This is a genomic window from Pseudomonas sp. Irchel 3E13 (assembly GCF_900187455.1).
Taxonomy (GTDB): Bacteria; Pseudomonadota; Gammaproteobacteria; order Pseudomonadales; family Pseudomonadaceae; genus Aquipseudomonas.
On record NZ_FYDX01000005.1, the window covers coordinates 317,822 to 328,486 of the forward strand.

Here is a 10,665-nt window from a genome sequence, read left to right on the forward strand (position 1 = left end):
ATGTCTGCCGTTCGCAGCAAGATCTGCGGTATTACTCGCGTGGAAGACGCGCTGGCCGCGGCTGAAGCGGGGGCTGACGCCATTGGCCTGGTGTTCTACGCCAAGAGCCCGCGCGCGGTGAGCGTGCAGCAGGCGCGGGAAATCATTGCCGCCTTGCCGCCGTTCGTGACCACGGTGGGCCTGTTCGTCAACGCCAGCCGCTGCGAACTGAGCGAAATCCTCGAAGCCGTGCCGCTGGACCTGCTGCAATTCCACGGCGATGAAACCCCGGCCGATTGCGACGGTTACAACCGTCCCTGGATCAAGGCGCTGCGGGTCCGCCCCGGCGATGATCTGGAAGCGAGCTGCAAGCTGTACGCCAAGGCCAGCGGCATTCTCCTCGACACCTACGTGGCCGGCGTGCCCGGCGGGACGGGCGAAGCCTTCGACTGGTCGCTGGTGCCGGATCGCCTGAGCAAGCCGATCATCCTCGCTGGCGGGCTGTCCCCGGACAACGTCGCTGCGGCCATCGCTCAGGTCCGGCCGTATGCGGTGGACGTCAGTGGTGGGGTAGAGCAGTCCAAGGGCATCAAGGATGCGGCGCGCATCGAAGCGTTCATCAACGCGGTGCGCCGCGGTTGAGGCGCTTCGATGTGACGGCTATCGGTGCCGCATCGTCCATAGCTTTCGCAGCCTATTGCTGCCTGGCCAGGCCCGCGGGCCGGTCGAAATTGTCGGTCGGTGCCGTAGGCATCGCCCATACAGGTTGACGATGAGTCGCACTTCCTGAGGGCTTGCGCTGAATGCGCGCCACCGGATGCGGCTGATCTTCGCGACATACACGAATTGAAGCTCAAGGGCATACGCGCGACCCGGCACCCATTGCCTGCCGGCCGCCGCTACTGGAGAAATAAAGCATGAGCAACTGGTTAGTAGACAAACTGATCCCATCGATCATGCGTTCCGAGGTGAAGAAGAGTTCGGTTCCTGAAGGCCTGTGGCACAAGTGCCCGTCCTGCGAAGCCGTGCTGTATCGCCCGGAACTGGAAAAGACCCTGGACGTCTGCCCCAAGTGCAACCACCACATGCGTATCGGCGCCCGTGCGCGCCTGAACATCTTCCTCGATCCGGAAGGTCGTAACGAGCTGGGCGCCGACCTGGAACCAGTCGACCGCCTGAAATTCCGCGACGGCAAGAAGTACAAGGACCGCCTGGTCGCTGCACAGAAGCAGACCGGCGAAAAAGACGCCCTGATTTCCATGAGCGGTACCCTGTTGGGCATGCCGATCGTGGTCAGCGCCTTCGAGTTCTCCTTCATGGGCGGCTCGATGGGTGCCATCGTCGGTGAGCGCTTTGTTCGCGCCGCCAACTACGCGCTGGAAAACCGCTGCCCGATGGTCTGCTTCTCCGCTTCCGGCGGTGCGCGCATGCAGGAAGCGCTGATCTCCCTGATGCAGATGGCCAAGACCTCCGCCGCCCTGGCGCGCCTGCGTGAAGAAGGCATCCCGTTCATCTCCGTCCTGACCGACCCGGTCTACGGCGGCGTTTCTGCCAGCCTGGCGATGCTCGGCGACGTTATCGTCGGTGAGCCGAAAGCCCTGATCGGCTTTGCCGGCCCGCGCGTCATCGAGCAGACCGTGCGCGAAAAACTGCCGGAAGGCTTCCAGCGCAGCGAGTTCCTGCTGGAGCACGGCGCCATCGACATGATCGTTCACCGTCAGGAACTGCGTGCGCGCCTGGGTAACCTGCTGGCGCAGATGATGGGCCTGCCGACGCCGAAATTCGTGCCTTCGGCCATGGACGCGGTTGTCGTGCCACCGGCGCCTGCCACCGTATGACCCAACGTACCCTTGGCGACTGGCTCGCCTATCTCGAGCAATTGCACCCGTCGGCCATCGACATGGGCCTTGAACGTTCCCAGCAGGTTGCAGCACGGCTCGGGCTGGGCAAACCGGCGCCTCGGGTGGTGACCGTTACCGGCACCAATGGCAAGGGTTCCACCTGCGCCTTCATCGCTGCGCTGCTCAAGGCGCAGGGGCTGAAGGTCGGCGTCTATAGCTCGCCGCACCTGCTGCGCTACAACGAGCGGGTGCAGATCGATGGCCTTGAAGCCAGCGACGAGCAACTCTGCGAAGCCTTCGCCGCGGTGCAAGCCGCTCGCGGCGAAATCTCCCTGACCTACTTCGAAATGGGCACCCTGGCGGCGTTCTGGCTGTTCAGCCGTTCGGCGCTGGATGCGGTGGTCCTGGAAGTTGGCCTGGGCGGGCGGCTGGATGCGGTCAACCTGATCGACGCCGACCTCGCCGTGGTCACCAGCATCGGCGTCGATCATGCCGACTGGCTGGGCGACACCCGCGAATCAGTGGCCTTCGAGAAAGCCGGGATCTTCCGCCAGGGCAAGCCCGCGCTGTGCGGCGATCTCAATCCGCCGCAGCCGTTGCTGGACAAGGTTCGCGAGCTGAGTTGCCCGTTCTTCCTGCGCGGCCGTGACTTCGATCTGGCCAACACCGACCAGAACTGGCAGTGGCGGGGCGTTGACGCCCGTGGCGAGGTGGTCGAGCTGCGCGATCTGCCGTTGCTTGATTTGCCGATGGAAAACGCCGCGCTGGCCCTTCAGGCTTACCTGCTGCTCGACCTGCCGTGGGATGCCGGGCAGATCGCCCAGGCGCTGGTCGATGCGCGTATCGTCGGCCGTCTCGACCGTCGCCAGTTCGTCTGGCAGGGCAAGCCGTTGAATATCCTGCTGGATGTCGGGCACAACCCGCATGCCGCGCAATACCTGGCCGAACGCCTGGCCTCGCGGCCGGTGGCGGGCAAGCGCCTGGCGGTGTTCGGCCTGCTGGCCGACAAGGACCTGCCGGGTGTGATCCAGCCGCTGTCCCGCCAGGTCGCGCACTGGGCGGTAACCGCCCTGGATACACCGCGCAGCCGTTCGGCGGCGCAGTTGCAGGCTGCACTGGAGAACCTTGGCGCTTCGGTGCAGTCTTACTCCAGCGTTGCACAGGCTCTGGAAGGGCAGTGCGAGCAGGCGACGGCGGATGATGAAATCCTGCTGTTCGGATCATTTTTCTGTGTTGGCGAGGCCCTGCAGTGGCTGAGCCGGCAGACCCAGGGGGAAGGGGCCAATGGCGGGGCTGGATAAAGTCATCAAGCAGCGGATGGTCGGTGCGCTGGTACTGGTGGCACTGGCGGTGATTTTCCTGCCGATGCTGTTCACCAAGGAAGACGAGTTGCGTCAGGTCCGTGTCGAAGCGCCGGAAGCCCCGGCGGTCCCGGCCTTGCCGCAGGTTCAGGTGGAGCCGGTGCAGGTCCCGGAACCCCAGGTGATCCCGGACAGCAGCGTCGCGGCCCAGCCGCAGACGCCACCGGCCACGCCGATCGCGCCAGCGCCTTCGACAGTGACGGTCACGGCCCCCACGCCGGAAGCCCCGGCCAAACCAGCGGCGCCTGCTCCGGTCAGCAAACCGGCGGCAACGCCCGCGCCAACCGTCGCCACGGCGCCAGCTCCTGCCAAGCCGGCCGCCCAGGCGCCGGCATCGACCAACAAGGTCGACGGCAATGGCTTGCCGGTCAGCTGGTCGGTGCAACTGGCCAGCCTGTCCAACCGCGCCGGCGCCGACAGCCTGCAGAAAACCCTGCGTAGCCAGGGCTATAACGCTTATATCCGCTCGTCCGACGGGATGAACCGGGTCTTCGTCGGGCCGGTGATCGAGCGTGCCGAAGCCGAGCGCCTGCGTGATGTCATCAGTCGCCAGCAGAAACTCAAGGGTTTCGTGGTGCGCTTCCAGCCAGAACGAAGCTGAACTCCGCCGTCCGGCCCTGTCCGGACGGCAAATCACCGCTTACCCCCGGCCCGCCGCTCTGGTAAAATGCGCCGCCTCAACTGTTTGCAGGCCGCACCGTGGCATTTACCTGGGTCGACTGGGCGATTCTCGCGATCGTCGCCATTTCTTCGCTGATCAGTCTCAAGCGCGGCTTCGTCAAGGAAGCCTTGTCACTGCTCACCTGGATCATCGCCGGCGCCGTCGCCTGGATGTTCGGGGGCGCCGCGTCGCAGTACCTCGAAAGCTATATCCAGACGCCCTCCGCCCGTGTGATTGCCGGGTGCGCCATTATTTTCGTCGCCACCCTGCTGGTGGGGGCAATGATCAACTTTCTCATCGGCGAACTGATTCGCGTCACCGGGTTGTCCGGGACCGATCGCTTCCTCGGCATGGCCTTTGGCGCCGCGCGGGGAGCCTTGCTGGTGGTGGTAGCGGTCGGGCTGCTGAGCCTGGGACCGGTACAACAGGATTCGTGGTGGCAAGAGTCCCGGCTCTTGCCCCAATTTCTATTGGTGGCTGACTGGTCGAAGAACCTCATTCTGGGGTTGACCAGCCAGTGGCTAGCCAGCGGGATCAGCGCACCGGCTGATCTCCCGTTCAAGGAGCAGCTCCTCGGCCCTAAAACGCCTTGAGTGCTGTTCAGTCCAGTTTCATTAAGTAGGGGTTGCGTCGCATGTGTGGCATCGTCGGTATCGTCGGTAAGTCGAACGTCAATCAGGCGCTGTATGACGCGCTAACGGTCCTCCAGCACCGCGGCCAGGACGCTGCCGGTATTGTTACCAGCCATGATGGCCGGTTATTCCTGCGCAAGGACAACGGTCTTGTCCGTGACGTCTTCCAGCAGCGCCATATGCAGCGCCTGGTCGGTCACATGGGCATCGGCCATGTGCGCTATCCAACCGCAGGCAGCTCGACCTCGGCCGAGGCCCAGCCGTTCTACGTCAACTCGCCATACGGCATCACCCTGGCGCACAACGGCAACCTGACCAACGTTGAACAGTTGGCCAAGGAGATCTACGAGTCGGACCTGCGTCACGTCAACACCAACTCCGATTCGGAAGTCCTGCTCAACGTCTTCGCCCATGAACTGGCGGTGCGTGGCAAGCTGCAGCCGACCGAAGAAGACGTGTTCGCCGCGGTCACCGACGTGCACAATCGTTGCGTCGGCGGTTACGCCGTGGTGGCGATGATCACCGGTTACGGCATCGTCGGCTTCCGCGACCCGAACGGCATCCGCCCGATCGTCTTCGGCCAGCGTCACACCGACGAAGGCGTCGAGTACATGATCGCTTCCGAGAGCGTCTCCCTGGACGTGCTCGGCTTCACCTTGATCCGCGACCTGGCGCCAGGCGAAGCGGTGTACATCACCGAAGACGGCAAGCTGCACACCCGTCAGTGCGCGACCAATCCAAAGCTCTCCCCGTGCATCTTCGAACACGTCTACCTGGCCCGTCCTGACTCGATCATCGACGGTGTGTCGGTGTACAAGGCGCGTCTGCGCATGGGCGAGAAGCTGGCCGAGAAGATCCAGCGCGAGCGTCCGGATCACGACATCGACGTGGTCATCCCGATTCCCGACACCAGCCGTACCGCCGCCCTCGAGCTGGCGAACCACCTGGGCGTCAAGTTCCGCGAAGGCTTCGTCAAGAACCGCTACATCGGCCGTACCTTCATCATGCCGGGCCAGGCTGCGCGGAAAAAATCCGTGCGCCAGAAGCTCAACGCCATCGAACTCGAGTTCCGTGGCAAGAACGTGATGCTGGTGGACGACTCCATCGTGCGCGGCACCACCTGCAAGCAGATCATCCAGATGGCCCGCGAAGCCGGCGCGAAGAACGTGTACTTCTGTTCCGCTGCCCCGGCCGTGCGTTTCCCCAACGTCTACGGCATCGACATGCCGAGCGCCCACGAACTGATCGCTCACAACCGCAGCACCCAGGATGTCGCCGACCTGATCGGCGCCGACTGGCTGGTCTACCAGGACCTGCCTGACCTGATCGAAGCGGTTGGCGGCGGCAAGATCAAGATCGAGCACTTCGACTGCGCGGTATTCGACGGCCAGTACGTCACCGGCGACGTCGACCAGGCCTACCTGGACAAGATTGAGCAGGCCCGCAACGACCTGGCCAAGGTCAAGACCCAGGCGGTCAGCGCGATCATCGACCTCTACAACAACTGATATAGGGAGCAACGGCATGACACAGGAATGGGATGCCGGGCGCCTGGACAGCGACCTCGAAGGGGTCGCTTTCGATACGCTGGCGGTACGCGCCGGCCAGCATCGCACGCCGGAAGGTGAGCACAGCGATCCGCTGTTCTTCACCTCCAGCTACGTGTTCCGTACCGCGGCCGACGCCGCGGCGCGGTTCGCCGGCGAAGTTCCAGGCAACGTCTATTCGCGCTACACCAACCCGACCGTCCGGGCCTTCGAGGAGCGCATCGCCGCCCTGGAAAGCGCCGAGCAGGCGGTCGCCACCTCCACCGGCATGGCCGCGATCCTGTCCACGGTAATGGCGCTGTGCAGCGCCGGCGACCATGTGCTGGTCTCGCAGAGCGTGTTCGGTTCGACCATCAGCCTGTTCGAGAAGTACTTCAAGCGCTTCGGCGTGCAGGTCGATTACGTGCCGCTGGCGGACCTGTCTGCCTGGGAACAGGCGATCAAGGCGAACACCAAGTTGCTGTTCGTCGAGTCGCCGTCCAACCCGCTGGCCGAACTGGTGGATATCGCCGCGCTGGCCGAGGTTGCCCACGCCAAGGGTGCCATGCTGGTGGTGGACAACTGCTTCAGCACCCCGGCGCTGCAACAGCCGTTGAAGCTGGGCGCGGACATCGTCGTGCACTCGGCGACCAAGTTCATCGACGGCCAGGGCCGTTGCATGGGCGGCGTGGTTGCCGGTCGCAGCGAGCAGATGAAAGAAGTGGTGGGCTTCCTGCGCACCGCGGGTCCGTCGCTGAGCCCGTTCAACGCCTGGATCTTCCTCAAGGGTCTCGAAACCCTGAGCCTGCGCATGCGCGCCCACTGCGCCAACGCACAGGCTCTGGCCGAGTGGCTGGAGCAGCAGGACGGCATCGAGAAGGTTCATTACGCCGGGCTGGAAAGCCATCCGCAGCACGAACTGGCCAAGCGCCAGATGACCGGCTTCGGTGCGGTAGTGAGCTTCGAGGTCAAGGATGGCAAGGCGGGCGCATGGCGCTTCATCGACGCTACCCGGTTGATCTCGATCACCGCCAACCTCGGTGACAGCAAGACCACCATCACCCACCCGGGCACCACCTCCCACGGCCGTCTGTCGCCGCAGGAACGTGAGGCCGCCGGTATCCGCGACAGCCTGATCCGCGTCGCCGTGGGTCTGGAAGACGTGGCCGACCTCAAGGCCGACCTCGCCCGTGGACTGGCTGCACTGTGATCGACTGGTCGGTTGCCGAGAGCAGCCATAATGGCCGCGTGGCGCTGGTTACCGGTGCCGCTCGCGGCATCGGCCTGGGCATCGCCGCGTGGTTGATCGCCGAAGGCTGGCAGGTCGTCCTGACCGACCTTGACCGCGTGCGCGGGGCCAAGGTCGCCAAGGTGCTGGGCGACAATGCCTGGTTCGTCGGCATGGATGTCGCCGACGAAAACCAGGTCACCGTCGGCGTTGCCGAAGTGCTCGGTCAGTTCGGCCGCCTCGATGCACTGGTGTGCAACGCGGCGATCGCCGATCCGCACAACACCACCCTGGAAAGCCTCAGCCTCCATCACTGGAATCGCGTCCTGGCGGTCAACCTGGGCGGCCCGATGTTGCTGGCCAAGCACTGTGCGCCGTATCTGCGCGCTCATTGCGGGGCCATCGTCAACCTGGTGTCGACCCGCGCGGGCCAGTCCGAACCCGATACCGAGGCCTATGCCGCGAGCAAGGGTGGGCTGCTGGCCCTTACCCATGCGCTGGCCATGAGCCTGGGCCCGGAGATTCGCGTCAACGCCGTCAGCCCTGGCTGGATCGATGCCCGTGATCCTTCCGTGCGCCGTGCCGAACCGTTGAGCGAGGCCGACCATGCGCAGCATCCGGCGGGCCGGGTAGGGACCGTGGAAGATGTGGCGTCGATGGTCTCGTGGCTGTTGTCGAAGAACGCGGGATTCATCACCGGTCAGGAGTTCGTCGTCGACGGCGGCATGACCAAGAAAATGATCTACCAATAACAGTCAGCGAACGCCGGCTGTTTTCATGTTGCGGACGTTGAGGTGTGTGCTAGCACCGCAGGTTTGGGTGTGAAGCGGGGAACAGGTTTTTTGCCCTTTTTGAAAAAAAACTTCAATGGGGGTATTGACTTAGGTTCGGCACCTGCGTAAATTTCGCGGCCTCAGCGAAGCAAACGTAACAAAGCAACACAGGTTACGAATTGGGTGATTAGCTCAGCCGGGAGAGCATCTGCCTTACAAGCAGAGGGTCGGCGGTTCGATCCCGTCATCACCCACCACTTCCTGAGATGTTCCTGGCCCGGGTCGACTCGAAAGAAGCGATCTACCAGAGAGGAACAGGACGCAAGTCCACACTGCGCAGCGGTAGTTCAGTCGGTTAGAATACCGGCCTGTCACGCCGGGGGTCGCGGGTTCGAGTCCCGTCCGCTGCGCCATTTTTCTCCAGATCGGTTTAACGACCGGTTTGAGGTCCGAAGGTATCGAAGCCTTCAGGCCAGATCCCAGTTTCAAACGGACGAAAGTCTGTGAGATACGCAGCGGTAGTTCAGTCGGTTAGAATACCGGCCTGTCACGCCGGGGGTCGCGGGTTCGAGTCCCGTCCGCTGCGCCATACTCGCCTCGAGGCCCTTGAACTCCTCGAAGCAACGAAGAAAGCGACCTTAGGGTCGCTTTTTTTGTTTCTGTCGTTTCATTTTCTGTGGCGCGAATGCCGGCTGATGAAAGTGAGTGCCGCGACGCCTTCCTTCGTAACGCCAGCGCTCTCAGCGCACCGCATGATTTGTGATGTTGGTTCAGTAAGCCTCAGTGATGTACAGGATGTTTCCCACGAACCCATCGGAACTTAATGGTGTGTGGCGTGTGAATCTCAACTGTATTCTCTTCTGAAAACAGGGAGGGTACATGAGAGCACTAACCGCGATATTGATGTTGATGACGCTTGCTGGCTGTAGGGGCGGAGAGCTATTTCCTAAAGGCTACCGCCAGGAACTTGCCTATCAGTGCGAGATAAATCCATATGCCCCTGATTGCTTGCAACCACCACCTATCTTCAACGGACCTTAGCGGCAAGAGAGATTGACTGCTGTGAAGAGTGCCTAGTCAAATTTCCACTCATGAATCTTTATGCCGTTCGGTAGGGATTTCATCCACCTTTGTTTTGGCTTTGGAATCCGACCGGGCACGAATCCAGAGCGAGCCCAGCATAGGCTTCCCGTGCGCTGGTCATAAATAACCAGGTTGCCGTCATCTTGAATAACCATGCAGGCGTTGTACCAAAGCGATTTGTCGGTGCTGTGGGTGCTTGAAGCGATCCATAACCGCTTTCTTGAGGGGTCGTAAAGAAAGCCGCTATTGCTGATGACGAATTGCAAAGGTTCACGCATCTTTTTTTGATGCAGTGTTCTGCTGTAAATCTGATTTTCATCTGCAACCCACACTACTGCACCGTTATCTGTAATTACCAAATTACCATCCGCCTGCAGTACCAGGCGAAATTGCCCGCTTGGGGATATCAGGTGTTGCCCCGGCGACATTGTTTGATTGGGCGGCAATACTGGAGAGCCGCTTGATTGAAAGGGGGTATAACGAATAGCCATTTGCCTTTCCTCATGAGTGTTTGAGCTTCCATTCAAACAGGCTCAACTGCGGATCCAGCCGTAGATATGTATGGGTTGGCTTCGTGGCGACGAGGAGTGCGCTCATGGCTTTCCGTTGGTCGTGGAATGGGTCATCCCTGGCAGGCAACGCAAACCACGCGCACCTCCCAATCTACCCCTCACAGTTGCGACTAATTATTTCCACCCCCCATCCGTTCTTTTTGGAGACAAGCCCGGCCGTTGTCATGGCCGGGGCGTGCATCCACAGGAAAACGATAAATGGGCATCGATCGCGAAGCACCCGGCCTGACCCTGTTCTGCCTGCCTTATTCCGGCGCCAGCGCCATGTGCTACAGCCCCTGGCGGCAGAAGCTGCCGGCCTGGCTGCGGGTGCGCCCGCTGGAGCTGCCCGGGCGTGGCATGCGCATGGACGAGCCGCTGCAGACCGACATGGTGGCGCTCGCCAATCACCTGGCCGACGAAATCGCCGTCGAGCTGGACCGTCCCTACGCGCTGTTCGGCCACAGCCTCGGCGGCCTGCTGGCCTTCGAGCTGGCCCATGTCTTGCGCCAACGCGGCCTGCCGGCGCCGTTGGCGCTGTTCGCCTCGGCCACGGCAGGTCCGGCCCGGCGCGATGTCAGTGAATACGCCATCGAGAAAAGCGACGCCGAACTGATCGCTCGCCTGCGCGAGTTGGGTGGCACCAGTGAAAGCGTGATCGCCAACGAAGAACTGCTCGAACTGATCCTGCCGATCCTGCGCGCCGATTTCCTTCTCTGCGGCAGCTTCACCTATGGCCGGCGCGAGCCGCTGGCGGTGCCGATCCATGTGTTTGGCGGCAAGCGCGACACGGTCAAGGTCGAGGAACTGCTCGACTGGCAGGAGGAGACCAGCACCGGTTTCTCCCTCGACATGTTCGAAGGCCACCACTTCTACCTGATCGATGAGCAGACCCAACTGCTGCGCCAGTTGCGCCGCTACGCCGACCAGCATCTGGCGCGCTGGCGCAACCGCAAGGCCCTGCAACCCGCCCGCGCGGCCGGTTGAGCAGCACTGCTGCACACGCGCCGGCCGCTGCGGGCGCGTTTTC

At 62.7% G+C, this 10,665-nt stretch carries 10 protein-coding genes and 3 tRNA genes; 12 read left to right on the forward strand and 1 reads right to left on the reverse strand.

The window, feature by feature from the left end:
• From CKW37_RS10615 to CKW37_RS10665, 11 genes are all read left to right on the forward strand, one after another.
• On the forward strand, positions 1–621 hold the full coding sequence (locus CKW37_RS10615) for a phosphoribosylanthranilate isomerase (RefSeq protein WP_095155646.1): 621 nt from the start codon (positions 1–3) through the stop codon (positions 619–621).
• 275 nt (positions 622–896) lie between these two features.
• On the forward strand, positions 897–1,817 hold the full coding sequence (gene accD, locus CKW37_RS10620; protein WP_095155647.1) for an acetyl-CoA carboxylase, carboxyltransferase subunit beta: 921 nt from the start codon (positions 897–899) through the stop codon (positions 1,815–1,817).
• Complete coding sequence (gene folC / locus CKW37_RS10625; protein ID WP_095155648.1) at positions 1,814–3,121, forward strand: bifunctional tetrahydrofolate synthase/dihydrofolate synthase; 1,308 nt, start codon at positions 1,814–1,816, stop codon at positions 3,119–3,121. The genes accD and folC overlap by 4 nt, the downstream gene beginning before the upstream one ends.
• Positions 3,105–3,782 (forward strand): SPOR domain-containing protein, encoded by a 678-nt coding sequence (locus CKW37_RS10630; protein ID WP_095155649.1) that lies wholly within the window; start codon positions 3,105–3,107, stop codon positions 3,780–3,782. The genes folC and CKW37_RS10630 overlap by 17 nt, the downstream gene beginning before the upstream one ends.
• 98 nt (positions 3,783–3,880) lie before the next feature.
• On the forward strand, positions 3,881–4,435 hold the full coding sequence (locus CKW37_RS10635; protein WP_095155650.1) for a CvpA family protein: 555 nt from the start codon (positions 3,881–3,883) through the stop codon (positions 4,433–4,435).
• A 41-nt stretch (positions 4,436–4,476) separates the two neighbouring features.
• Positions 4,477–5,982: an amidophosphoribosyltransferase gene (gene purF / locus CKW37_RS10640; protein WP_095155651.1), complete on the forward strand. Its 1,506-nt coding sequence runs from the start codon at positions 4,477–4,479 to the stop codon at positions 5,980–5,982.
• A gap of 16 nt (positions 5,983–5,998) precedes the next feature.
• Positions 5,999–7,210 (forward strand): O-succinylhomoserine sulfhydrylase, encoded by a 1,212-nt coding sequence (locus CKW37_RS10645; protein WP_095155652.1) that lies wholly within the window; start codon positions 5,999–6,001, stop codon positions 7,208–7,210.
• Entirely contained in the window at positions 7,207–7,980 is a 774-nt protein-coding gene (locus CKW37_RS10650) for an SDR family oxidoreductase (RefSeq protein ID WP_095155653.1), read from the forward strand. The genes CKW37_RS10645 and CKW37_RS10650 overlap by 4 nt, the downstream gene beginning before the upstream one ends.
• Before the next feature lie 202 nt (positions 7,981–8,182).
• Positions 8,183–8,258 (forward strand) — tRNA-Val (locus CKW37_RS10655).
• A 79-nt stretch (positions 8,259–8,337) separates the two neighbouring features.
• Positions 8,338–8,414, forward strand: a tRNA-Asp gene (locus CKW37_RS10660).
• 99 nt (positions 8,415–8,513) lie between these two features.
• Positions 8,514–8,590, forward strand: a tRNA-Asp gene (locus tag CKW37_RS10665).
• Positions 8,591–9,074: 484 nt separating this feature from the next.
• On the opposite strand, the gene CKW37_RS10670 is transcribed toward CKW37_RS10665, so the two are convergent.
• Positions 9,075–9,575 carry a hypothetical protein gene (locus tag CKW37_RS10670; protein ID WP_095155654.1) on the reverse strand — a complete coding sequence of 167 codons (501 nt, stop codon included), beginning with the start codon at positions 9,573–9,575 and terminating at the stop codon, positions 9,075–9,077.
• 279 nt (positions 9,576–9,854) lie between these two features.
• Here CKW37_RS10670 and CKW37_RS10675 point away from each other — a divergent pair, with 279 nt between their 5' ends.
• Complete coding sequence (locus CKW37_RS10675) at positions 9,855–10,622, forward strand: thioesterase II family protein (RefSeq protein WP_095155655.1); 768 nt, start codon at positions 9,855–9,857, stop codon at positions 10,620–10,622.
• Positions 10,623–10,665 lie beyond the last annotated feature (43 nt).

Bases quoted from the DNA above. Each gene is read 5' to 3' on its own strand.
- CKW37_RS10645 (WP_095155652.1), top strand. From the start codon at position 5,999: ATGACACAGGAATGGGATGCCGGGCGCCTGGACAGCGACCTCGAAGGG.
- CKW37_RS10675 (WP_095155655.1), top strand. From the start codon at position 9,855: ATGGGCATCGATCGCGAAGCACCCGGCCTGACCCTGTTCTGCCTGCCT.
- purF (WP_095155651.1), top strand. From the start codon at position 4,477: ATGTGTGGCATCGTCGGTATCGTCGGTAAGTCGAACGTCAATCAGGCG.
- CKW37_RS10670 (WP_095155654.1), bottom strand. From the start codon at position 9,575: ATGGCTATTCGTTATACCCCCTTTCAATCAAGCGGCTCTCCAGTATTG.
- accD (WP_095155647.1), top strand. From the start codon at position 897: ATGAGCAACTGGTTAGTAGACAAACTGATCCCATCGATCATGCGTTCC.
- CKW37_RS10615 (WP_095155646.1), top strand. From the start codon at position 1: ATGTCTGCCGTTCGCAGCAAGATCTGCGGTATTACTCGCGTGGAAGAC.
- folC (WP_095155648.1), top strand. From the start codon at position 1,814: ATGACCCAACGTACCCTTGGCGACTGGCTCGCCTATCTCGAGCAATTG.
- CKW37_RS10630 (WP_095155649.1), top strand. From the start codon at position 3,105: ATGGCGGGGCTGGATAAAGTCATCAAGCAGCGGATGGTCGGTGCGCTG.